Below are 22,830 nucleotides of genomic sequence, written 5' to 3'. Positions count from 1 at the left end.
TCAGGCGCGGCTGAGCGCGCGCTGTGCCGGACCGCTGTACGTGCTCGACGGCCGGATGAGGCTGTTCGACGCCAGCTGTTCGGTGATGTGCGCGGTCCAGCCGGTGACGCGCGCGGCGACGAAGATCGGCGTGAACACCGGGGTGTCGAAGCCCATCAGGTGATACGCCGGTCCGGCGGGGTAGTCGAGGTTGGGGTGCAAGCCTTTCTCCGCGTACATTGCCCGCGCGAGAGATTCGTACCGGTCCAGCAGCCGGTGCCCGTCGCGGAGTTCGGCGACGACCTGCAGGGCCTGGCGCATTGTCGGGACGCGGGAGTCGCCCTTCTTGTAGACACGGTGCCCGAAGCCCATGATCTTGCGCTTTTCCGCCAGCGCCGTCTTGAGCCATTTCTCGGCGTTGTCCGCGGAGCCGATTTCCTCGAACGTCTCCATCACGGCTTCGTTGGCGCCGCCGTGCAGCGGTCCCTTGAGCGCGCCGATCGCCGCTGTCACCGCACTGTACAAATCGGACAGTGTCGACGTCACGACGCGCGAGGTGAAGGTGGACGCGTTGAAGCTGTGCTCGGCGTAGAGCACCAGAGACGTCTCGAACGCGCGGACGATCGCCGGTTCCGGCACCGAACCCAGCGCCAGGTAAAGGAAGTTCTCGGCGTAACCCAGATCGTCGCGCGGCTTGAGCGGGAGCAGGCCCCGGCGGCGGCGCTGGGTGAGCGCGACGACCGTCGGCAGCGCGGCGAACAGCCGGAGCGCCTTGGCCTGGTTGGCCGCGGGGCTGTTGTCGTCCTCGTCCGGGTCGTTCGCGCCGAGGATGCTCACCGCGGTGCGGAGCGTGTCCATCGGATGCGCGGACTCGGGCAGCGCGAGCAGGGTGAGGACGAGATCGTGCGACAGGGCGCGGTGGGCGCGTTCGGCCGCGTTCTGCTCGGCCAGCTGGTCCGGCGTCGGGAGTTCGCCGTGCCACAGCAGGTAAGCGACCTCCTCGAAGCTGCAGTGCGCGGCGAGGTCCTGGACCGGGTAACCATGGTAGGTCAGCGAGTTGGTGTCCGGGTTGACCATGGAGACCGCGGTGGTGTCGACGACGACTCCGGCGAGTCCTTTGCGGATAGCGGGTGCAGACATAGGTGTCCCCTTGAAGGAATGCGCGCCGGGTCAGACGCGGAAAGTGAAAACGTTCTCGTCAAACGCGTTGTATTCGGAATAGTCGAGCAGGTCGTAAAGGTCGCGGCGATGCTGCATCTGTTCGAGCAGCGACACTTGACTGCCCTCTTCGCTGATGGTGCGCAGGCCGGTTTCCGCGGCGTGCATGGCCAGCCGCAGCAGGGTCACCGGGTAGATGACCACGTTGACGCCCGCTGATTCGAGCGTTTTCGCGTCGAGGAGTTCGCTTTTCCCGAATTCGGTCATGTTCGCGAGAATCGGGATGTCGACCGCTTTCCGGAGCTTCTCGAAATCGGCGGCGTCGGCCATCGCCTCCGGGAACAGCAGGTCCGCGCCCGCGTCGGCGAATTCCTTCGCGCGGACGATCGCCTCGTCCATGCCGTGCACGGCCTTGGCGTCGGTGCGCGCGGCGATGACGAAGTTGGGATCGCGGCGCGCGTCGACCGCGGCTTTGATCCGCTTCACCGCGGTTTCGCGGTCCACGACGTCCTTGCCGTCGAGATGGCCGCACCGCTTCGGGTTCACCTGGTCCTCCAGGTGCATCCCGGCGACCCCGGCGTCCTCCAGCAGCTGGACGGTCCGCGCGGCGTTCATCGGCTCGCCGAACCCGGTGTCCGCGTCGACCAGCGTCGGCAGCGCGGTGACCCGCGAGATCTGCTGCGAGCGCCCGGCCACCTCGGTGACGGTGGTGAGCCCGATGTCCGGCAGGCCGAGATCGGCCGACAGCACCGCGCCGGAGATGTAGACGCCGTCGAAGCCACGGCGTTCGATCAGCTTCGCGCTGAGCGGGTTGAACGCGCCGGGCAGGCGCAGCAGCCGGCCGGAGTTGAGCGCCTCGCGGAATCCGGCCCGTTTCCCGGCGGCTGGGGGAGTGGCGTGGAGCATCAGAAAATCCCCTTCGTCCGCGGGCCCGCGTCGATCGCCGAGGGCAGAGCGAGTTCCCGGACCTCGTCGGCGTCCAGTTCGGACAGCCGGCTCACGGCGTCGAGGAACCGGTCCTGGTCCGCCGGTGCGATCACCCCCTCGGCGAGCGTGCGGAATTTCGCCACGTAGTGCTCGCGGGCGAACGGCCGGGCCCCGGCGGGATGGGCGTCGGCGACGGCGATCTCGTCGGTGATCGCGGTCCCGTCGGCCAGCGTGACCTCGACCCGGCCGCCGAACGCCGGCTCCGGCTCGTGGTAGCGCCGGGTCCACTCGGGATCTTCCACAGTGGACACCTTCTGCCACAGCTCCACAGTGTCCGGACGGGTCGCGCGTTCCCGGGCGTAGGAGGCTTCGTGGTGCCAGCTGCCGTCCTGCAGCGCGACCGCGAAGATGTACGGAATCGAGTGGTCGAGCGTTTCGCGGCTGGCATTCGGGTCGTACTTCTGCGGATCGTTCGCGCCGGAGCCGATCACGTAGTGCGTGTGGTGGCTCGTGTGGATCACGATCCGCTCCACCTTCCCCAGTTCGCCGAGCCGCGGCCCGAGCCTGCGGGCGAGGTCGATCAGCGCCTGGCTCTGGTACTCCGCCGAGTGCTCCTTGGGATAGGTGTCCAAAATGGACCGTTTGGCCTCGCCGGGCGCGGGCAGCGGCACGGTGTAGCGCGCTTCCGGGCCGCTGAGCAGCCACGCGAGGAAACCGTCCTCGCCCTCGTAGATCGGGCTCGGCGCGCCCTCGCCGCGCAGCGCCCGGTCGACCGCCTCGATCGCGGTCTTCCCGGCGAACGCGGGGGCGTACGCCTTCCAGGACGAGATCTCGCCCTTGCGGGACTGGCGGGTGGTCGTCGTGGTGTGCAGCGCCTGCCCGATCGCCTGGTACACGGTCTCGGTGTCCAGCCGCAGCAGCGCGCCGAGTCCGCCCGCGACCGACGGGCCGAGGTGCGCGATGTGGTCGATCTTGTGCTCGTGCAGGCAGATCCCGCGGACGAGGCTCACCTGCAGCTCGTACCCGGCGGCGATCCCGCGGACCAGATCGGCCCCGGTTCGGCCGGCGTGCTGCGCGACAGCGAGAATCGGCGGGATGTTGTCGCCCGGGTGCGAGTAGTCGGCGGCGAGGAAGGTGTCGTGGTAGTCCAGTTCGCGCACCGCGACGCCGTTGGCCCACGCGGCCCACTCCGGGGAGTACCGGCCGGAGACGCCGAACACGGCCGCGCCGGGGCTGGCCGGATGCGCGAGCGCCTGGTCGCGGGCGGCGGACACCGGCCGCCGGGACAGCGAGGCGGCGGCGACCGCGGCGTTGTCGATCACCCGGTTGACCACCATGTCGGCGACCTCGGGCAGCACCGGCACCGGATCGGTGGCGACGGACGCCAGCTTCCAGGCCAGCTGCTCCTCGCGCGGCAGCGGCTCGGCGGACCGGTAGGTGCGGACGGTGTGGTCGGTCATCGCGTTCCTTTGTGAATGTTGTGAGGCTTGACCGCCAGCGTCGCACTCGCCCGGGTGCGCGGCCAGTCCTGCGGCCGGTGAAGTGTTGTGAAGGTTTCCCTGGGAGTTGTCATAGTTGTTACAGTCAGCGTGTGGAGAAGATGTACGCCGGGGCGCGGCTGCGGCAGCTGCGCGAGGACCGGTCGCTGTCGCAATCGGACCTGGCGCGGCTGCTGGAGATCTCGCCCAGCTACGTGAACCAGCTGGAACACAACGGCCGTCCGCTGACCCTGCCGGTGTTGCTGAAGCTCACCGAGCACTTCGGCGTGGACGCCGAGTTCTTCGCGCCGCAGGACACCGCCCGCTTGGTCGCGGACGTGCGCGAGGTGTTCGCCGACGACACAGTGGACGGTGCGATCTCACCATCCGAAGTGGACGAACTGACCGCGAAACTGCCCAGTGTCGCCCACGCGATGGTCGCGCTGCACCGCCGTTACCGCGAAGCGGTCGAGAACATCGCCGCGCTCACCGCGGAGCAGGGGATGGACCAGACGTCGGTCCAGCAGCCGCACGAAAAGGTCCGTGACTGGTTCTACGCCCGTAACAACCACGTCGGCATACTGGACCAAGCTGCCGAAGGCCTCGCGACCGAGTTGCGACTTCATCCCGGTGAAGTGCGCGCGGGCCTGGTCACCGCTTTGAAGCAACGACACGGCGTGCGGGTGGCCACCGAACAGCTCGGCACTGGGCAGCACTTCTTCGACCGCCGACACAAGGTGCTGCAGCTGTCGCTGATGCTCCGGCCAGGACAGGTCGCGTTCCGGCTGGGATCCGAGCTGGCGATGCTGGAATCCGGTGCCGAGATCGACCGGCTCGCCGACAGCAGCGGATTCTCCGACGAGACCGCGCGACGGCTGCTGCGGATCGGCCTCGCCAACTACTACGCGGGCGCGCTGGTGCTCCCGTATCGGGCGTTTCTCGGCGCGGCGGAACGACTTCGCTACGACGTGACGTTGCTGTCCGGAGAGTTCGGCGTCGGCTTCGAGACCGTGTGCCATCGACTGTCCACTTTGCAGCGTCGCGGTGCGCGCGGGGTGCCGTTCTCGTTTGTCCGGGTCGATCGCGCGGGCAACGTGTCGAAACGCCAGTCGGCCACCGGATTCTACTTCTCCCGCGCGGGCGGCTCGTGTCCACTATGGATCGTTTACGAGGCGTTTTCCTCGCCGGGCCGCATTGTCACGCAGATCGCCGAACTGCCGGACGGCAAGAAGTACTTCTGGCTCGCCCGCACGGTCACGCGTGCCGCGGGCGGGCACGGCGAACCGGGCAAGACATTCGCGATCGGCCTCGGCTGCGAACTGCGGCACGCGAACCGGCTCGTGTACTCCGACGGGCTGGCGCTCGGCAAGGACGCGGCGGTGACCCCGATCGGCATGGGGTGCAAAGTGTGCGAACGCCCGGCGTGCCCGCAGCGCGCGTTCCCGGCGATCGGCCGTCCGCTGCGGGTGGCCGACCACTCAAGCAGCGTGCTGCCGTACCCGCCGCTGGGGTGAGCGCGCGGGGAGCGGCAAGTCTGCGAAGGGGCCCCTCGCGGCCGGCGGCGGGCAATGCCAGGGACTTGAGCCACGCCGATTCCGCCTGGCCGTGTCTTGAGGTCCGTGAGGGCCACCCCGAGGGAATCTGATTCCCTCGGGGTTCCCCTCACGGACCGCGCCCCAGGCGACACCTTCGGCGTGGGCGGACGCGGCTCGAACGCACCCGCAGCGCCGCCCCAAGTTCCTGGCATTGATGCGTAATCCCCGCCCAGCCCCGCGCCGAGCCGCTGACCCCGCGTCCCGGCCCTGGGCCGGCTGGGCGAGCGCGCGGGCAGCCTGGCGGCGGATCGGCCGCCCGGATGAGGGGTGCGCCACTCTCGACATACTCGGACTTCCTACTTTATGGTGTCCACAGGTCCACGGTGCAGGGAAGCCGGTGCGAGTCCGGCGCGGTCCCGCCACTGTGACCGGGGAGTGCCGTCCCGCGTGCGAAGAAGGCCACTGGCGAGAGCCGGGAAGGCCGGGACGGGGCAGATCCGGGAGCCAGGATACCGGCCGTGGACGTCCGTGTTCGTCCACGAGGATGGAGCAGAACGCATGTGGCTCACCCCTGCCTGCGTGAAAGACGCCGACCCGCCGCCGCTGCGGTAGGTCCGCGCCGTCCTGCCGTACCGCGGCGGGATCCGGTGCTTGTCGCGCCGCGCGTTCCCGTGCGGCGGCTCTCTCCTGCGCTCTTTCCGAAAGGCTTCGCTGTGACTGCTGAACTCACGCACTTCGTCGGCGGCAAACCGGTTCCCGGCACGTCCGGGCGATTCGCCGACGTCTACGACCCCAGCACCGGCACGGTCCAGGCACGGGTCCCGCTGGCCTCCGCGGCAGAAGTCGCCGCCGCGGTCGGCGTGGCCGCCGAGGCACAGCGCGAATGGGCGCAATGGAATCCGCAGCGCCGCGCCCGCGTGCTGATGCGGTTCGTCGACCTGGTCCGCGCGGAGGAGGACAGCCTGGCCCGGCTGCTGTCGTCCGAGCACGGCAAGACCGTCGCCGACGCGCGCGGCGACATCCAGCGCGGGCTCGAGGTCGTGGAGTTCGCGATCGGCATCCCGCACCTGCTCAAGGGCGAGTTCAGCGACAGCGCGGGCACCGGGATCGACGTCTACTCGATGCGGCAGCCGCTGGGCGTCGTCGCCGGGATCACGCCGTTCAACTTCCCGGCGATGATCCCGCTGTGGAAGGCGGGCCCGGCGCTGGCGTGCGGCAACGCGTTCGTGCTCAAGCCGTCCGAGCGCGACCCCTCGGTGCCGTTGCGGCTGGCCGAGCTGTTTCTCGAAGCTGGCCTGCCGCCGGGCGTGTTCCAGATGGTCAACGGCGACAAGGAAGCGGTCGACGCGCTGCTCACCGATCCGCGGGTCGAGGCCGTCGGCTTCGTGGGTTCGTCGGACATCGCGCAATACGTGTATTCGCAGGCCGCGGACCACGGCAAACGCGCGCAGTGCTTCGGCGGCGCGAAGAACCACCTGATCGTGATGCCGGACGCCGACCTCGACAAGGTCGTGGAAGCGCTCGTCGGCGCAGGGTACGGCTCGGCGGGGGAGCGCTGCATGGCGATCTCGGTCGCGTTGCCGGTCGGCGAAGCGACCGCCGACGCGCTGGTGGAACGGCTGGCCGCACGGGTGAAGACGCTCAAGGTCGGCGCCGCGCTGGACGAGACCGCCGACTTCGGCCCGCTGGTCAGCTCGGCCGCGGTGCAGCGGGTGCGCGACTACGTCGACATCGGCGTCGCCGAGGGCGCCGAACTGGTGGTGGACGGCCGGGACGTCACTGTCGACGGGTACGAGAACGGGTTCTTCCTCGGCGGCTGCCTGTTCGACAAGGTCACGCCGGACATGCGGATCTACCGCGAGGAGATCTTCGGCCCGGTGCTGGCGGTGGTGCGCGCGGCCGACTACGAGGAGGCGCTGCGGCTGCCGAGCGAGCACGAGTACGGCAACGGCGTCGCGATCTTCACCCGCGACGGCGACACCGCCCGCGACTTCACGTCGCGGGTCGACACTGGCATGGTCGGCGTGAACGTGCCGATCCCGGTGCCGATCGCCTATCACACCTTCGGTGGCTGGAAGCGGTCCGGCTTCGGCGACCTGAACCAGCACGGCCCGGATTCGGTGCGGTTCTACACCAAGACCAAGACCGTCACCTCGCGCTGGCCTTCCGGGGCCAAGGAAAACGCGAGCTTCGTCATCCCGACGATGGACTGAGGCGCGCCGTGCATCTCACCGACGAGCAGTGCGCGCTGCGCGACACGGCGGCCGAATTCGCCGCCGAACACCTCGCGCCGCACGCGCTGGAATGGGACCGGGACAAGCATTTCCCGGTCGACGTGCTGCGGAAAGCGGCCGAACTCGGCCTCGGCGGGCTGTATCTGCCCGAGGACGTCGGCGGTTCCGCGCTGGGCAGGCTGGACGGCGTGCTGGTGTTCGAGGCGCTGGCCACCGGATGCCCGTCGATCGCGGGCTACGTGTCCATCCACAACATGGTCGCCGCGATGATCGACCGCTTCGGCGACGACCGGCAGCGCGGCCGCTACCTGCCGCGAATGTCCACTATGGATTCTCTGGGCAGCTACTGCCTGACCGAACCGGGCGCCGGTTCGGACGCGGCGGCACTGTCCACCCGGGCCCGCCGCGACGGCGACGAGTACGTGCTGGACGGCGTGAAGCAGTTCATCTCCGGCGCCGGCACGTCCGAGTTGTACGTGGTGCTGGCCCGCACCGGCGGACCCGGCGCGAGCGGGATCTCGGCGTTCGTCGTGGAGCGGGGCACTCCCGGACTTTCCTTCGGCGCCAACGAAATCAAGATGGGCTGGAACGCGCAGCCGACCCGGCAGGTCGTCCTCGACAACGTCCGGGTCCCGGCGACGGCGCTGCTCGGCGACGAAGGCGGCGGCTTCCGGGTGGCAATGTCCGCTTTGGACGGCGGACGGCTCAACATCGCCGCCTGCTCGCTCGGCGGCGCGGACGCCGCACTGGCCAAAACGGTGCGGCATCTGACCCAGCGGACGGCATTCGGCGGCTCGCTGTCGGATGCGCAGGCACTGCGGTTCCGCCTTGCCGACATGCGGACCGGTCTCGAAGCCGCGCGCACGCTGCTCTGGCGGGCCGCGGACGCGTATGACCGCGGCGACCCCGATGCGACGTCGTTGTCCGCGATGGCGAAACGGTTCTGCACCGACACCGGGTTCGACATCGCGAACGACGCGCTTCAGCTGCACGGCGGCTACGGCTACCTCGCCGAATACGGCGTGGAGAAGATCGTCCGCGACCTGCGCGTGCACCAGATCCTCGAAGGCACCAACGAAATCATGCGGGTCATCATCTCCCGCCGGATGTTGCAGGAGGCGGCGTGAACGACGTCGAGTTCATTGTCCACAGCGGACTCGGCCGGATCACCCTGAACCGGCCGAAGGCCCTCAACGCGCTGACCCACGGCATGGTCCGCGAAATCGCCGAAAATCTGGAGAAATGGCGCGACGACCCGGGTGTGCGCGCGGTCGTGGTCGACGGAGCGGGCGAGCGCGGCCTCTGCGCGGGCGGCGACATCCGGTCGATCTACGAGGACGCCCGCTCCGGCGGCGCCGCTTCGCTGGAATTCTGGGCCGACGAATACCGGCTGAACGCGCTGATCGGCCGGTACCCGAAACCGTACGTGGCGATCATGGACGGCCTGGTGATGGGCGGCGGCGTCGGGATTTCCGCGCACGGCAGCCATCGCGTCGTCACCGACCGCTCGCGCGTCGCGATGCCGGAGACCGGGATCGGGTTCGTGCCGGACGTCGGCGGCACCTGGCTGCTGTCCCACGCGCCGGGTCAGCTCGGCACGCACGCCGCGCTGACCGCCGCCCAGCTGTCCGGTTCCGACGCGATCCACTGCGGGCTCGCCGACCGTTACGTCCCGGCCGAGCGGCTCCCGGACCTCTACGACGCCCTGGCCACCCGCACCCCGGACGCGGCGCTGGACCTCGTCGCGGAAACCCCGCCGCCGAGCCCGCTCGCCGCCGCGCGGGAGTGGATCGACCACTGCTACGCGCCGGACACCGTCGAAGAAATCCTCGCGCGCCTTCGCGACGGCGGAGAAGCGGCGGTTGCCGCGGCCAAGGAGATCGAGGGCAAATCGCCGACCGCGCTCAAGGTCGCCCTCCGCGCACTGCGCACCGCCGCCGCGTTGCCGGATCTGGAAAGCGCACTGGTCCAGGAGTACCGGATCTCCCGCCGCGCGCTGTCCTCCGCGGAGCTGGTCGAGGGCGTCCGGGCGCAGCTCATCGACAAGGACCGGTCGCCCCGGTGGTCTCCGTCCACAGTGGCCGAAGTGACCGGCGAACTGGTCGATTCCTATTTCGCCGATCCCGGCGCCGCCGAGCTGACGGGGGTGCGGAACTGATGGCCGTCGCATTTCTGGGACTGGGCAACATGGGCGGGCCGATGGCCGCCAACCTCGTCAAAGCGGGGGAGAAGGTGCTCGGCTACGACCCGGTCCCCGACGCGGCAGACGCAGCGGCGAAAACCGGAGTGTCCTTAGTGGATTCTCCAGCCGCCGCGGCTGCAGAGGCGCAGGTCGTGCTCACCATGCTGCCCAGCGGCAAGCACGTCCTCGACCTGTACCGCGAGATCGTGCCGCTCGCGCAGCCGGACACGTTGTTCCTCGACTGCTCGACCATCGAGGTCGCCGATGCCCGGGCCGCGGCCGAACTGGCCGTCGCCGCCGGGCACCAGGCCGTCGACGCCCCGGTGTCGGGCGGAGTCGTCGGCGCGACAGCGGGAACCCTGACGTTCATGGTCGGCGGCCGGTCCGAAGCCTTCATCGCCGCGGAGCCGTACCTGCACCGGATGGGCGCGAAGTTCGTCCACTGCGGAGACTCGGGGGCCGGGCAAGCGGCGAAGATCTGCAACAACATGATCCTCGGCGTCTCGATGATCGCGGTGAGCGAGGCGTTCGCGCTCGGCCGGGCACTGGGGCTCACCGACCAGGCGCTGTTCGACGTCGCCTCGACCGCGTCCGGCCAATGCTGGGCGCTCACCACGAACTGCCCCGTGCCCGGCCCGGTCCCCGCCAGCCCGGCCAACCGCGGATACGAAGGCGGCTTCGCCAGCGGCCTGATGCTGAAAGACCTGCGCCTGGCCCAAGCCGCCGCCGAAGCCGCCGACGTCCGCACCGCACTGGGCGAACACGCCACCGACCTCTACGCCGAGTTCGTCGCCGAAGACGGCCCGCGCCGCGATTTCTCCGCCATCGTCACCACCCTCCGGGAGAACGGAACCGCATGACCGAGACCATCGCCGTCGACCGTCCGGCCCCGCGCGTCGCGCAGATCACGCTCAACCGCCCCAAGGCGCTGAACGCGTTGAACCTGCAGACCATGCGCGAACTCACCGAAGCGGCCGCGGATCTCGACCGTTCCGGCGACGTCGGCGCGATCGTGCTCACCGGCTCGGACCGGGCGTTCGCCGCGGGCGCGGACATCAAGGAAATGGCCCCGCGCACGTACAGCGAAATGCACGCCGAGGACTGGTTCGCCGGCTGGGACGCGCTCACCCGGGTCCGCACGCCGCTGATCGCCGCGGTCGCCGGCCACGCACTGGGCGGCGGCTGCGAACTCGCGATGATGTGCGACCTGCTGCTCGCGGCGGACACCGCGCGCTTCGGCCAGCCCGAAATCACCCTCGGCGTCATCCCCGGAATGGGCGGCTCACAACGGCTGACCCGCGCGATCGGCAAGGCGAAAGCAATGGACCTGATCCTCACCGGCCGCACCATGACCGCTGAAGAAGCCGAACGCGCCGGGCTGGTTTCCCGGGTCGTCCCGGCGGCGGACCTGCTCGCCGAGGCGGTCGCGGTCGCGTCGAAGATCGGCTCGATGTCGTTCGTCGCCGCGACGACGGCCAAGGAGGCGGTGAACCGGGTGTTCGAGTCCACATTGGCCGAAGGCGTTTTGTTCGAGCGCCGGGTGTTCCACGCGTTGTTCGCGACGCACGACCAGAAGGAGGGGATGGCGGCGTTCGCGGAGAAGCGCCCGGCGGAGTTCAACCACGCCTGACCGCGTCCGCCTGCCGGGAAGCTGGCAGCCAATACGATCGGGACGGCGCGTTTCGTGGCTGTCTGCCGGCAGCGGGCCATGTCGTGCGGAGCGCGGCCTCGATGCTCGCCGGTCGGCGCCAGGCGCGCTCGTCGCCCGGCTCGGACGTGTCCAGTGCATCCGCGACGAGCGCGAGGCTGCGGAATTCGTGTGGCGTCCTGGAGATGCACGCGTATCTCGCCGAACTGGGCCAGGGTTTGCTTCGGAGAACCTTGCCCTTGCGGTCGCGGGTTCCGTGCAGGTTCCGGAAAACCCGGCTCCCCGGGCTGGGACCGGGACGGCGAAGATGTCTTTCCCTCGGAATATGGTTAGGCTAACCTTTGCGTTGCTGTCCGTTTCGTAGCGAAAGCTGGTTCCGCATGACCGTCGATCTCCTCGGCGCCGAGCCGACCGTGCACTTCGAGGCCGAGGTGCTCGCCGTGGCTCCGCTCGGCGAGAGCCTCGTCCGGGTGACGTTCGGCGGTCCCGGGATGCGGGACGTGACGACGTGCGGACCGGACCAGCGGGTCAAGATCTTCCTGCCCCGGGAGCCGGGTGCGGACCCGCGGGTGCCGACCGGCGAGGACTGGTACCGCCGCTACCGCGAGATTCCCGAGTCGGATCGCCCGTACATGCGCACCTACACGATCCGTGCCGCGCGGCCGGGCGAGATCGACGTCGACTTCGTGCGGCACGGCGACAGCGGTCCGGCGACGCGCTGGGCCGCCGCGGTGAAGCCGGGCGACCGAGTCGTCGTCTACGGCCCGAACGCGAGGTTCGAGGACGACGGCGACCCTGCCCGGCGGGGCGCGGATTACGGTGCTCCGGCCGACGCGAGCTGGCAGCTGATCGCCGGCGACGAGACCGCGCTGCCCGCGATCGGCGGCATCGTGGAGAGCCTGGCCCCGGGGCAGCGGGCTTACGTCTTCGCCGAGGTGCCGGTCGCGGCCGACCGGCAGGAGTGGCAGACCGACGGCGACGTCACCGTGACCTGGTTGCCGCGCGACGGCGCTCCGGCTGGGACGAGCGCGGCATTGCTCGCCGCGGTGCGCGAAGCGGAGCTGCCCGCCGAGCCCGGTTACGCGTGGCTGGCGGGGGAAGCGCGGCAGGTGCGGGATCTGCGCCGGCACTTGGTCGGCGAACGCGGGATGGACCGCAAGCGCATCGATTTCTGCGGGTACTGGCGCTACGGGAAGTCCGAGGACGCCCCGTTCGAGCCGGAACCGCGGGACTGAGGCCCGCTGACGTGAGGAATGCGGTGGAAACGACGACGCCGCGCGCCGCCGTCCGGCTGCTGGGGCACTGCCTGCGCACCCAGTGGAAACACGTGCTGCCCGCGATCGCCGGGGGCGCGGTCTTCCAGCTTTCCTCGGTGATTTTCCCGCTCTGCGTGGAAAAAGCCATCGACCAGGGCATCAACGCCGGGGACCAGGCGGCGACGCTGCGGTGGGCGCTGGCCATCGTCGGGGCGGCGGCGCTGCTGGTGGCCGGGCTCGCGCTGATGCAGTGGCAGATCACCGTCGCGGCGGTCTCCGCGTCGAACGGGCTGCGGGCCGCGCTGCTGGACCACGGGCTGCGGATGGACCGCCGCGGCCTGGCCCGGTTCGGCCGCGGCGATCTCGCCACCCGCGGCACCCGCGATGTCGATTTCGTGCACCACTGGCTGGCCGGATTCGCCTCGATGGTCACCGGGCTGGGCGGATTCGCGGTCATCCTGGTGCTGATCGGACGGCTGGACGGCCTGCTCGCGCTGGTCGGCCTGGCGACCGTGCCCGCGCTGGTCGCGCTGAACATCGTGCTGCCCCGGCGGTTCTCGGCGGCCAACAACCGGCTTTCGGCCGCGCACGGGGCGCGCGCCGACTCGGTCGAGGAACTGCTTTCCGCGAGTGTGGCGGTGCGCGGGATCGGCGGCTTCGGGCCGCTGCTGGACCGGCACGCCGAGCACAGCCGGACGGTCGCCGAGGAGACGGTCGCGACCGCGAAGGCGGCGGCGAACTGGGCCGCCACCGGGCCGTTCGTCCCGGGTCTCGCCACCGCGGCCGGGCTGCTGGCCGGCGGCTGGGCGGCGATCGACGGGGCGTTGACGGTCGGCGGGCTGGTCGCGTTCACGACGTGGATGGCGATGCTGGGCATGTGGGTCGGGGTGCTCACCGACCGGTTCACCCAGCTCGGCGAGGCGCTGACGGCGGGACGGCGGATCGCCGAGGTCCTGGCCGCGCCGGCGGCCGCGGACGCGGGGCAGCCGCTGCCGGGACCGGCGGCTCTGGTCGCGTCGGGAGCGGTGGCCCGCCCGGGGCCGGACCGGACGATCGGGCCGTTCGACCTCACGGTCGCTCCGGGGGAGTTCGTCGCGGTGTCCGGCGCGATGGGCTCGGGCAAATCGACGTTGCTGCGGATGCTGGCGGGCTGGACCGACCCGGACGCGGGTGCCGTCCGCTACGGCGGGGTCGACCTGCGCACGGCCGCGCGCGGAGAGATCCGGCGGCGGCTGGTTTTCGTGCCGCAGCGTCCCGCCCTGCTTTCCGGGACGATCCGCGAAAACCTGATGCTGGGGCGACCGAAGCTGACCGGGCAAGAGCTTCGTTCGGCTTGCGCGGCGGCGGCGATTCACGATCATCTCGAGAGCCTGCCGAAGGGCTACGACACGGAAACCGGCGAAGGCGGAGCCACGTTGTCGGGCGGCCAGTTGCAGCGGCTGGCGCTGGCGCAGGCGTTCCTGCACGGCGCCGACGTGCTGTTGCTGGACGACGTGACCTCGGCGGTGGACGCGACGACCGAACAGCGGATTCTCGCCGGGCTGCGCGAATGGCTGGACGCCGGCGAGGGCCGGGCCGTGGTGTTCGCCGGGCACCGGAGCGCGGTCGCCGAAGCGGCCGACCGCGTGGTGGCGCTGCCCGCCGGGGCGGTTCCGGACGCGGTGGGAGCTTGCCGTGCCTGACTTGACGCACAACGCGGGCCGCGGTTCCCGCAGGGGAGCGCCCGATGTCTGAAGCGCCGCTGCTGAGCGAAAAACCGCGTCTGCGCGGGGTGCTGCGCCGGACCGTTCCGTTCCTCCGGCCGCACCGCGGCGTCCTGGCCGCGGCGATCGGCCTCGGGACCGCCGCGACGCTGGCGCTGACGCTGGTCCCGTCGGTCGTCGGGTGGGCGGTCGACCGGGTCGCCGGCCGCGACGTCGAAGGGCTCGGGTTCGCCGCCGCGGCGTTCGTCGGGCTCGTGCTCGCCCGGCTGATCCTCTTGCGCAGCGGGGAGATCTGGCTCGCCAAAGCGGGCGAACGGGTGGTCAAGAGCCTGCGCGACCTCGTCGTGTCGCGGCTGGCCACCGCGCCGTTGCGGTTCTTGGAAGCGCAGCGTTCCGGCGACCTGCTCCGCCGCAGCACCACCGAGATCGCCGACCTCGCCTCGTTCGTGCGCGGAGACCTCCCGGACCTGCTTTCGGTGACCGGCTATCTCCTGTTCACCACGATCCTGCTGCTCGTGTACTCGTGGCAGCTCACGCTCGTGGTCGTGCTGGTCTTCCTGCCGCTGTCGGTGCTGGTCATGCGGTGGTTCCAGCGCGGAGCCGGTCCCGCCTTCGCCGCCGAGGCCGCTGCGCAGGCGGCGGTCGCCGCCACCTACCGGGAAGGCTTGCAGGCCCGGGAGGCGATCGTCTCGCGCGGGGCGGAGGACCAGTGGCGCGAACGCTTCGACCGAGACGCGGCCGAGGTGCGCAAGACCGCGCTGCGCACGGAGTTCGTCGTTCTCCGCACCGGCGGGGTCACCCTGGCCCAGAGCGTCGCCGACGCGACGGTCCTCGTCTTCGGCGGCGGGCTCGTGCTCGCCTGGGGCCTGCCGCTGAGCACCGTCGCGGTGTTCGTCGTCGCCATGCGGCAGCTGTTCGACTCCACCAACCAGCTGACGACCCTGATCGGGCAGCTGCAGACTTCGCGCACCGGCCTCGCCCGGCTGCTCGACCTGCTCGACCTCGCCGAGCGGCCCGCGGGCTCCTGGCGCGTAGCCGACGTGCCCGAACGCGGCGTGCTCGAAGCGTCCGCAGTGGCCTTCCAGTACACCGCGGGCGTTCCCGTGCTCACCGGGGTGTCGTGCACGTTCCCGGCGGGCTCGCGCACCGGGCTCGTCGGGCCGACCGGGTCGGGCAAGACCACGCTCGCGAAGATCCTCACCGGGCTGTACCCGGTCGACGGCGGCTGCGTGCGCTACGCGGGCGTACCGCTGGACGAGATCGAGCCGGACCTGCTGCGCCGCCGGATCATGCTGGTGCCGCAACGGGTGCACCTCGTCGCGGGCACCCTGCGGGACAACATCCGGCTCGTTCCCGATCCGCCGCCGGACGAGCGCATCGCGCGGGCGCTCGAAGAGCTGGGCCTGCGCGAATGGGCGGCGAATCTGCCCGCCGGGCTCGACACCCCGGCCGGCGACGCCCTTTCCGCGGGCGAACGGCAGCTGGTCGGGCTGATCCGGGCCGCGCTGGTGGATCCGGCGGTGCTCGTGCTCGACGAGGCCACCGCGGACGTCGATCCGGCGACCGGGGACCGGATCGAGCGGGCGCTGGACCGGTTGCACGCCGGCCGTTCCCTGATCGTCGTCGCGCACCGGCAGTCGACCATCGACCGGCTGCCCGCGGCGGTGCGCCTGGAATCCGGCCGGGTGCTGGCGGGTGAACGATGACCGCGGTGTCGCCGGCCCCGCCGGGCAATGCCCGGCGGCGGCTCACCACGCTCCGGATCGCCGGGCTGGTCGTCATCCTGGCCCTGGTGCTCGCGGCGATGCTCGTCAGCGTCGCCGTCGGGGCCAAGCACCTGCTGATCGGCGTGGTGTGGGACGCCCTCTTCCATTTTGACGGCTCGTACGACGCGAACCTGGTCTGGGACCAGCGGATCCCGCGCACGCTGCTGGGCGCGCTGGTCGGGGCCGCGCTCGGCGGGGCCGGGGCGCTCATGCAGGCGGTGACGCGCAATCCGCTGGCCGATCCCGTGCTGTTCGGCGTCGAGGCGGGCGCGTCGGTGGCCGTCGTGACCGCGATTTCCTTCCTCGGGGTCGCCAGCCTTTCCGGCTACGTCTGGTTCGCCCTCGCCGGCGCGGCGGCGACCAGCGTGCTCGTCTACGTCCTCGGCGCCAGCAGCCGCGGCGGGGCGACCCCGGTGCGGCTCGCGCTGGCGGGCACGGTGGTGACGGCCGTGCTGACCGGCGTGATCACCGCGTTCACCACGATGCACGCGAAAACGTGGCAGGTCATGCGGTTCTGGACGATCGGCTCGCTGGTCAACCGCGGCTACGACGTGCTGTGGGAGGTGCTGCCCTTCATCGCCGCCGGCGCCGTGCTCGGGCTCGCGGTCACCGGAGCGCTCAACGCGCTGGCGCTCGGCGACGACGCGGGCCGGGCGCTGGGCGCGCACGCCGGGCGGACCCGGATCCTCAGCATGCTCGCCATCGTCCTGCTGTGCGGCGGAGCGACCGCCGCCGCGGGACCGATCGGGTTCGTCGGCCTCGCCGTGCCGCACGCGGTGCGCGCGATCGTCGGCCCGGACAACCGGTGGGTGGTGCCGTATTCGATGGTTGTCGCCCCGCTGCTGGTGGTGGGCGCCGACGTGGTCGGCCGGGTGGTCCTGCCGACCGGGGAACTGGAGGCGGGTGTGGTGACTGCGGTGATCGGCGCTCCGGTGTTCATCCACCTGGTCCGCCGGAAACGGCCGGCGAAACTGTGACCGCGACCGCGAATCGCCAGTGGACGGTCCGCTCCGGACGGGTTTCCCTGCGGGTGCACCGGCGGACCGCCGTCGTGGCGGCCGCGCTTGCCGTGCTGTGCCTCGGGGCGGTGCTGGCCAGCCTGCTGTCCGGGCAGTACGAGATCAGTGTGTCCGGCGTTTTCCGCGCGCTGGGCGGGCACGGAACGCTGCAGCAGCGGTACTTCGTCAACGACGTCCGGCTGCCGCGGGTGCTGGTCGCGCTCCTCGTCGGCGCGGCGCTGGCGGCGAGCGGGGCGATTTTCCAGAGCCTGTCGGCGAATCCGCTGGGCAGCCCGGACATCGTCGGGTTCAACAGCGGCGCGACCGCCGGGGCGCTGATCTGCCTGGTGCTGCTGCACGATTCGGGGCTGCTCGCCACCGGGATCGGCGCGGTCGGCGGGGGCGGGGCCGTCGCCGTGCTGGTCTACCTGCTGGCGTATCGGGGCGGGGTGGGCGGGTACCGGCTGATCCTCGTCGGCGTCGGGATCAACGCGCTGCTCGGCGCGGGCATCGCCTATCTGCTGAGCCGGGCGGAGCTGAACGATTCGCTCAACGCGCAGATCTGGCTGGTCGGGAGCCTCAACGGCCGCGGGTGGGACCAGGTGCGGATCCTGCTGGTCGTGCTGGCCGTGGTGCTGCCCGTCGCGTTCTCGCTGAGCCGGGCGCTGCTGACGCTGGAGATCGGCGAGGAGCCGGCGACGTCGCTCGGCTTGTCCGTGGGTTCGGTGCGGCGCTGGGCGGTCGTGGTGTCGGTGGTGCTCAGCGCGGCGGCGATCGTCTGCGCCGGGCCGATTTCGTTCGTGGCGCTGGCCGCGCCGCAGGCGGCGAAACGGCTGGCCCGCTCCGCCGGGCCTTCGCTGGTGGTCTCGGCGCTGACCGGCGCGTGCCTGCTGGCGCTGGCCGATTTGCTCGCGCAGCGGCTCATCGCGGGCGCCCAGCTGCCGGTGGGCGTGACCACGCTCGTGCTCGGCGGGCTGTACCTCGGCTGGCTGCTCGTCGGCGAAGTCCGCAAGGGTCGTGCCTGAACGGAAAATGCCGCCGTCGTCACTTTTCTGGCCTATGGCTGGATGCGTCCAATTAGGCTAGCCTTCCCTAAGTTCAACTGAGGGAGCTGTGATGACCAATCCGTTCGACGACGAGAACGGCCGATTCCTGGTGCTGGCCAACGACGAGGACCAGCATTCGCTGTGGCCGTCCTTCGCCGAGGTGCCTTCCGGCTGGAGAATCGTGAAAACCGAGGCGAGCCGCCAGGAATGCCTCGACTACGTCGAGCGGAACTGGACCGACATCCGGCCGAAGAGCCTCGTCGAGCGCATGGCGGCGGAAGCGGCCGAACGGCCGTGAACGACCGGGAAGGCACCGACCGGCGCGGATTCCTGATCAAAGCCGGCGCCGCGGGCGCGCTCGCGCTGGGAATCGGTTCCGTGGTCGGCGAGGCGATGCCGGCCGGACGCGGCGAGCCCGTCGCGATCGACCCCGAAGGCGCTCGTCCGGCCGCGGGCGCAGGGCGACCGGACCGCTGTGGTGCGCCCGGCGGCGAACCGCGCGCCCTCCGGCGCGCCGTTCCGCGGCACAGTCACCGAGCTGACCCCGTTCCTCGACCCGCTTCCCCGGCTGACGCCGGCGTACGGGAACGGTGCGGGCGAGCTGACCATCCGGATGCGCGCGGCGACCGTTCGGCTGCATTCGCAGCTGCCGCCGACGAAGATCTGGGGATTCGACGGCCTGTTCCCCGGCCCGGTGATCGAAGCCCGCCGCGGCCGCCCGCTGCGCGTCACGTGGCGCAACGAGATCGCCGGCACCATGCCGGTGCCCGTCGTCGAGATCCCCTTCGACGAGAACGCCGATCCCTACCAGTGGGACGTTCCCGGCGCGAAGGCGTCGCGCCGCGCGCGGACGTGGCGGCGCTGCCCGGCTGGACGTCGACCCACCTGCACGGGCACTTCAGCGACGGCAGCAGCGACGGCTGGGCCGAGGACGCCGTGCTGACCGGCCACAGCCAGCTGGTCGAGTACCGCAACGACCAGCCCGCCACGACGCTCTGGTACCACGACCACGCCATGCACATCACCCGCTGGAACGTGATGGCCGGCCTGCTCGGCATGTACATCCTGCGCGACGACGAGGAGCAGTCCCTCCGGCTGCCCTCGGGCGACCGGGAAATCCCGCTGGTGATCTGCGACCGGAACCTCGACACCGACGCGCGGAACCGGCTCACCGGCACGATGCTGCACAAGACCACGATCATGAGCACCGACCCGCTGAAGCAGGTGCGGTCCTTCGCCGGGCCGTACACGCTCGTCAACGGGGTGATCTGGCCGCGTCTGGACGTCGAGCCGGACTGGTACCGCTTCCGGATGGCCAACGCGTCCAACACCCGGCCCTACAACGTGCAGCTGGTCACCGACGACGGCAAGCCGGCGCCGCCCGGCACGGTCTTCGTGATCGGCACCGACGCCGGACTGCTCGGCGCCCCGGTCGACGTCCGGGACGGGTTCAGTCTCGCCGCTTCCGAACGCGCCGACGTGCTGATCGACTTCCGCGCGCTGGGCGGGCAGAATCTCAAGCTGCGCAACGTCAACTACGACCCGGGGCCGTGGCCGGACTTCCTGCAGTTCCGGGTGGGCCGGTTCGGCCGTCCGCCGGCGTTCCGGCTGCCGAAGACGCTGGCGAGGTCGTTCCGGCGGGTCACCGGAAAGCAGCCGGTGCAGGCCGAGCGGATGGTGATGCTGACCCCGGTCGGCGTTTCGCACGCCCGCCTGTGGGAGATGCGGCGGATCGACGGCCCGCCCGAGGGCAAGCTGCCGATCGACGGCATCGTGCAGGTCAAGGAGCAGGACGGCACGGTGGTCACCTGGCAGCGGATGGCCTACCGGTGGACCGATCCGCTGCAGTACACGGTGGCGACCGGCGCGTGGGAGCGCTGGCGGTTCTTCAACCTCGACTGGTCCGGCTGGCCGCATCCGATGCACGTGCACGTCTGCGCCTTCCAGCCGGTGCAGCGCGGGTTCTACGACATCGACGGCTTCAAGTTCATCGACCTGCCCGGCGGCGGGATCGGCGGCGGCACCGCCACGCCGGTGTTCTGGAAGGAGTCGCCGCCGGTCGAGGCGGCGCAGGCCGGCTGGAAGGACGTGGTGAACGCGGACGCGGGGGAGGCGGTCGACGTGATCGCCAGATTCGCGGACGTCACCGGCAAATTCGTCTACCACTGCCACATGCTCGAGCACGAGGACATGAGCATGATGCGCCCGTTCCTCGTGCAGCCGAAGGAAGTCATCGCCATCGCCGAGTCGATGGAGCACGAACTGCCCGCCCGCGCCCGGCGGCGGGCACGCCTCACTGAGTTCCGGCACCACGAGAGGATCACCTGTGTCGTCGGGGTACGAGGACGCCCGCAACCCGCTCACCGCCGCGCAAGAAGGGATCTGGTTCGGCTCGCGGCTCGATCCGCCGAGCCCGGCCTACCAGACCGGCGAGTACGTGGAACTGCACGGCGAGCTGGACGTCGAGGCGTTCCGCGCGGCGGTGCGCACGGCGATGTCCGAGGCGGACGGCCTGACTGTCCTTTTCGGACACGACCGGTCCGGCCCCCGGGCCCGCCCCGGCGCGGCCGCCCGGCCGGAACTGGCGGTCGTGGACGTGGACGGGGACCCGGAACCGCTTGATGCGGGCCGAGCTGGCGAAGCCGCGCGACCTGGAATCCGGGCCGCTGGCGACCCAGATCCTCTACCGGGGGAAGGGAAACCGGCACGCCTGGTTCTTCGGCTGCCACCACATCCTGCTCGGACGGGTACGGGTTCGGCCTGATCCAGCGACGCGTGGCCGAGGTCTACACCGCGCTGGCCGGCGGGGCGCCGGCCGGCGACAGCCCGTTCCGGCCGATGGCCGCGCTGCTGGAGCAGGACGCCGCTTACCGCGCGTCGGATCGCTTCGAGGACGACCGCCGGTTCTGGACGGAGCATCTGGCGGGACTGCCAGAGCTGCCCGCGGCGGTCCCGGGCGTCGCACAGCTTCCTCCGGGAACACACCGCGGTCCCGGACTTCGCCGCGCTTTCCGCGCTGGCGAAGGAGATCGGCACCGGCTGGACCGAAGTAGTCATGCCGCGACGGCGCTGTACCTGCACCGGATCTCCGGCGCCGCGGAGATCGTCCTCGGCCTGCCGGTGATGGGCAGGCTCGGCGCGGCTGCCCGGGTTCCGGCGACGACGGTCAACGTGGTGCCCCTGCGCCGTCCCGGTCCGCCCTCGGACCCGGTCGCCGAACTCGTCGCGACCGTGGCGGCCGAGCTGAAAACGACCCGGCCGCACCACCGTTACCGCGGCGAGGACATCCGCCGCGACCTCGGGCTGCTGGGGTCCCGGCGGCTCGTCGGGCCGTGGATCAACATCAAGCCGTTCCCCACCGAGCTGTCCCTTCGGCGGACTGCGCGCGAAGACGCACTACCTGGCGGCGGGGCCGGTCGACGACCTGTCCTTCACCGTGCAGGGGCCTGCCGGGCGACGGCGGGCTCGTCCTGGACGTCGACGCCAATCCGCGGTGCACGACGCCGAGGGAGTGCGCCGGCACGCGAAACGGGTTCGCCGCCGTGCTGTCCGCCTTGGGCCAGGCGACGCCGGGAACGCCCGGTCGGCGCTTCGGACGTGACCGCGACGTGCCCGGTGCGCTGGCCGCCGGTCGCAGCGAGCCGAGTCCGCACGACAGTTTCGACTTGCTGCGCGAGATTCCGCGCGGTGCGGGCATCGCCGTGGAGGACGCGGCTTCCCGGCTCGCCTTCGCCGAGTTTGCCGACCCGCGCCGATCGCCTCGCCGCCCCGGCTGATCTCCGACGGAGTGCGTCCGGGCGATCTCGTCGCCGTCCGGCTGCCCCCGCGGCGCCGGCTTGGTCGTGGCATTGCTGGCGGTGCTCAAAAGCGGTGCCGCGTACCTGCCGGTCGACCCCGGATTCCCGGCCGAGCGCGTGGAGTTCATGCTCGCCGACGCGGGTCCGGTGCTGGTCGTCGACCCGGACTGGCTGAGCGCGGCAGCACCGGCCGAACCGGTCGTGCTGCCGGACGTCCCGGCCGACGCGCCCGCTTACGTCCTCTACACCTCAGGCTCGACCGGCCGTCCCAAGGGCGTGGTCGTCACCCGGCGCAACCTCGGCAACCTTCTGGCCTCGTTGCGCGACCGGTTCTCTTTCGGGGCATCGGACCGGTTCCTGGCCGTCACGACGGTCAGCTTCGACATCGCCGCCCTGGAAACTGTTCCTGCCGTTGCTGGACGGCGCGACCGTCGTGCTGGCGGATGCCGCCGACGTGCGGGATCCGGCCCGGCTGGGCCGTTGCTGGAGCGGGTCACGGCGATGCAGGCCACGCCCGTCGCTGTGGCAGGCTCTCGCCGAGACAGTTCCCGAGGCGCTGCACGGCATCCGCGCGCTGGTGGGCGGCGAGGCGCTGCCTCCGGCGCTGGCGAAGCTGCTCAGCCGGACCACTGCCGGGGTCACCAACCTTTACGGCCCGACGGAAACGACGATCTGGTCGACCGCACACGAGATCGGCCCGGCGGACGCGCAGCGGCCGCTGATCGGGCGGCCGCTGCACAACACCCACGCCTACGTCCTCGACGCCGCCCTGCGGCCGGTGCCGCCCGGCGCGACCGGCGAGCTGTACCTGGCCGGTTCTGGTGTCGCGCTCGGCTACCTCGGCCGGGCGGGGCTGACCGCGTCGCGGTTCGTGGCGAATCCCTTCGAGCGCGGCCGGATGTACCGCACCGGGGACCTCGCGCGCTGGACCGATGACGGTGCCCTCGACTGCCTCGGCCGCACCGACCATCAGGTCAAGGTCCGCGGTTTCCGCGTGGAACTGGGCGAGATCGAAGCCGTGCTCGGCCGGGTGCCGGGCGTCGGCCACTGCGCGGTCGTCGCCGCGGGTGCCGGGCTGGCCGGATACTACGTGCCGACCGGCGAAACCGGTGAGCTGCGCGCC

18 protein-coding genes, 3 pseudogenes and 1 riboswitch are annotated in these 22,830 nt (G+C 71.2%); of the genes and pseudogenes, 18 read left to right on the top strand and 3 right to left on the bottom strand.

Annotation, left to right across the window (positions count from 1 at the left end):
* From DMP23_RS43265 to DMP23_RS43255, 3 genes are read right to left on the bottom strand one after another with little or no spacing between them, the layout of a single operon-like run.
* Positions 1 to 1,119, bottom strand: coding sequence for a bifunctional 2-methylcitrate synthase/citrate synthase (locus DMP23_RS43265; protein ID WP_337824612.1), 1,119 nt, complete (start codon positions 1,117 to 1,119; stop codon positions 1 to 3).
* A gap of 30 nt (positions 1,120 to 1,149) precedes the next feature.
* Positions 1,150 to 2,043 (bottom strand): methylisocitrate lyase, encoded by an 894-nt coding sequence (prpB, locus tag DMP23_RS43260; RefSeq protein ID WP_337822042.1) that lies wholly within the window; start codon positions 2,041 to 2,043, stop codon positions 1,150 to 1,152.
* On the bottom strand, positions 2,043 to 3,524 hold the full coding sequence (locus DMP23_RS43255) for an MmgE/PrpD family protein (protein WP_337822041.1): 1,482 nt from the start codon (positions 3,522 to 3,524) through the stop codon (positions 2,043 to 2,045). Before DMP23_RS43255 ends, prpB begins: the two co-directional genes overlap by 1 nt.
* A 131-nt stretch (positions 3,525 to 3,655) precedes the next feature.
* On the opposite strand from DMP23_RS43255, the gene DMP23_RS43250 reads away from it, so the two are divergent.
* The 18 genes and pseudogenes from DMP23_RS43250 to DMP23_RS43175 form a co-directional block, all read left to right on the top strand.
* Complete coding sequence (locus DMP23_RS43250) at positions 3,656 to 5,056, top strand: helix-turn-helix domain-containing protein (RefSeq protein ID WP_337824611.1); 1,401 nt, start codon at positions 3,656 to 3,658, stop codon at positions 5,054 to 5,056.
* A 377-nt stretch (positions 5,057 to 5,433) separates the two neighbouring features.
* Positions 5,434 to 5,612: riboswitch (cobalamin riboswitch) on the top strand.
* Positions 5,613 to 5,790: 178 nt separating this feature from the next.
* Positions 5,791 to 7,290 (top strand): CoA-acylating methylmalonate-semialdehyde dehydrogenase, encoded by a 1,500-nt coding sequence (locus DMP23_RS43245; RefSeq protein WP_337824610.1) that lies wholly within the window; start codon positions 5,791 to 5,793, stop codon positions 7,288 to 7,290.
* An 8-nt stretch (positions 7,291 to 7,298) separates the two neighbouring features.
* On the top strand, positions 7,299 to 8,438 hold the full coding sequence (locus DMP23_RS43240) for an acyl-CoA dehydrogenase family protein (protein ID WP_337824609.1): 1,140 nt from the start codon (positions 7,299 to 7,301) through the stop codon (positions 8,436 to 8,438).
* Positions 8,435 to 9,469, top strand: coding sequence for an enoyl-CoA hydratase/isomerase family protein (locus tag DMP23_RS43235; protein WP_337824608.1), 1,035 nt, complete (start codon positions 8,435 to 8,437; stop codon positions 9,467 to 9,469). The genes DMP23_RS43240 and DMP23_RS43235 overlap by 4 nt, the downstream gene beginning before the upstream one ends.
* Positions 9,469 to 10,353: a 3-hydroxyisobutyrate dehydrogenase gene (mmsB, locus tag DMP23_RS43230; protein WP_337824607.1), complete on the top strand. Its 885-nt coding sequence runs from the start codon at positions 9,469 to 9,471 to the stop codon at positions 10,351 to 10,353. The genes DMP23_RS43235 and mmsB overlap by 1 nt, the downstream gene beginning before the upstream one ends.
* Positions 10,350 to 11,123, top strand: a complete 774-nt coding sequence (locus DMP23_RS43225; RefSeq protein ID WP_337824606.1) for an enoyl-CoA hydratase — start codon at positions 10,350 to 10,352, stop codon at positions 11,121 to 11,123. Before mmsB ends, DMP23_RS43225 begins: the two co-directional genes overlap by 4 nt.
* Positions 11,124 to 11,521: 398 nt before the next feature.
* Positions 11,522 to 12,376 carry a siderophore-interacting protein gene (locus tag DMP23_RS43220; RefSeq protein WP_337824605.1) on the top strand — a complete coding sequence of 285 codons (855 nt, stop codon included), beginning with the start codon at positions 11,522 to 11,524 and terminating at the stop codon, positions 12,374 to 12,376.
* Between the two features lie 23 nt (positions 12,377 to 12,399).
* Entirely contained in the window at positions 12,400 to 14,079 is a 1,680-nt protein-coding gene (locus tag DMP23_RS43215; protein ID WP_337822030.1) for an ABC transporter ATP-binding protein, read from the top strand.
* 44 nt (positions 14,080 to 14,123) lie between these two features.
* Complete coding sequence (locus tag DMP23_RS43210; RefSeq protein ID WP_337822029.1) at positions 14,124 to 15,806, top strand: ABC transporter ATP-binding protein; 1,683 nt, start codon at positions 14,124 to 14,126, stop codon at positions 15,804 to 15,806.
* Positions 15,803 to 16,843: a FecCD family ABC transporter permease gene (locus DMP23_RS43205; protein ID WP_337822028.1), complete on the top strand. Its 1,041-nt coding sequence runs from the start codon at positions 15,803 to 15,805 to the stop codon at positions 16,841 to 16,843. Before DMP23_RS43210 ends, DMP23_RS43205 begins: the two co-directional genes overlap by 4 nt.
* Positions 16,840 to 17,889 carry a FecCD family ABC transporter permease gene (locus tag DMP23_RS43200; RefSeq protein ID WP_337822027.1) on the top strand — a complete coding sequence of 350 codons (1,050 nt, stop codon included), beginning with the start codon at positions 16,840 to 16,842 and terminating at the stop codon, positions 17,887 to 17,889. The genes DMP23_RS43205 and DMP23_RS43200 overlap by 4 nt, the downstream gene beginning before the upstream one ends.
* Before the next feature lie 91 nt (positions 17,890 to 17,980).
* On the top strand, positions 17,981 to 18,208 hold the full coding sequence (locus DMP23_RS43195) for an MbtH family protein (protein ID WP_337822026.1): 228 nt from the start codon (positions 17,981 to 17,983) through the stop codon (positions 18,206 to 18,208).
* A gap of 177 nt (positions 18,209 to 18,385) precedes the next feature.
* Complete coding sequence (locus tag DMP23_RS43190; RefSeq protein ID WP_337824604.1) at positions 18,386 to 18,853, top strand: hypothetical protein; 468 nt, start codon at positions 18,386 to 18,388, stop codon at positions 18,851 to 18,853.
* Positions 18,763 to 20,124: pseudogene (locus DMP23_RS43185) on the top strand (multicopper oxidase family protein); the annotation flags it as partial. The gene DMP23_RS43190 and the pseudogene DMP23_RS43185, both read left to right, overlap by 91 nt.
* A 112-nt stretch (positions 20,125 to 20,236) precedes the next feature.
* Positions 20,237 to 20,674, top strand: coding sequence for a condensation domain-containing protein (locus tag DMP23_RS48185; protein WP_443111373.1), 438 nt, complete (start codon positions 20,237 to 20,239; stop codon positions 20,672 to 20,674).
* A pseudogene (locus DMP23_RS43180) lies at positions 20,659 to 21,882 on the top strand (condensation domain-containing protein); the annotation flags it as partial. The gene DMP23_RS48185 and the pseudogene DMP23_RS43180, both read left to right, overlap by 16 nt.
* Positions 21,768 to 22,061 (top strand): annotated as a pseudogene (locus tag DMP23_RS48180) (AMP-binding protein); the annotation flags it as partial. The pseudogenes DMP23_RS43180 and DMP23_RS48180, both read left to right, overlap by 115 nt.
* Positions 22,062 to 22,119: 58 nt before the next feature.
* A partial coding sequence (locus DMP23_RS43175) for an AMP-binding protein (protein WP_443111372.1) occupies positions 22,120 to 22,830 on the top strand: 711 nt, incomplete at its 3' end.

It is taken from the genome of Amycolatopsis sp. A1MSW2902, from assembly GCF_017312175.1.
GTDB classification, from domain to species: domain Bacteria; phylum Actinomycetota; class Actinomycetes; order Mycobacteriales; family Pseudonocardiaceae; genus Amycolatopsis; species Amycolatopsis nivea.
Note: the sequence above shows the minus strand (reverse complement) of the source record. Positions and strands in the feature narration are given on the sequence as shown.

What these genes read in the sequence shown, in the direction of transcription:
- DMP23_RS43265 (WP_337824612.1), bottom strand. Translation starts at nt 1,119, where the DNA reads ATGTCTGCACCCGCTATCCGCAAAGGACTCGCCGGAGTCGTCGTCGAC.
- prpB (WP_337822042.1), bottom strand. Translation starts at nt 2,043, where the DNA reads ATGCTCCACGCCACTCCCCCAGCCGCCGGGAAACGGGCCGGATTCCGC.
- DMP23_RS43255 (WP_337822041.1), bottom strand. Translation starts at nt 3,524, where the DNA reads ATGACCGACCACACCGTCCGCACCTACCGGTCCGCCGAGCCGCTGCCG.
- mmsB (WP_337824607.1), top strand. Translation starts at nt 9,469, where the DNA reads ATGGCCGTCGCATTTCTGGGACTGGGCAACATGGGCGGGCCGATGGCC.
- DMP23_RS43225 (WP_337824606.1), top strand. Translation starts at nt 10,350, where the DNA reads ATGACCGAGACCATCGCCGTCGACCGTCCGGCCCCGCGCGTCGCGCAG.
- DMP23_RS43220 (WP_337824605.1), top strand. Translation starts at nt 11,522, where the DNA reads ATGACCGTCGATCTCCTCGGCGCCGAGCCGACCGTGCACTTCGAGGCC.
- DMP23_RS43210 (WP_337822029.1), top strand. Translation starts at nt 14,124, where the DNA reads ATGTCTGAAGCGCCGCTGCTGAGCGAAAAACCGCGTCTGCGCGGGGTG.
- DMP23_RS43205 (WP_337822028.1), top strand. Translation starts at nt 15,803, where the DNA reads ATGACCGCGGTGTCGCCGGCCCCGCCGGGCAATGCCCGGCGGCGGCTC.
- DMP23_RS43195 (WP_337822026.1), top strand. Translation starts at nt 17,981, where the DNA reads ATGACCAATCCGTTCGACGACGAGAACGGCCGATTCCTGGTGCTGGCC.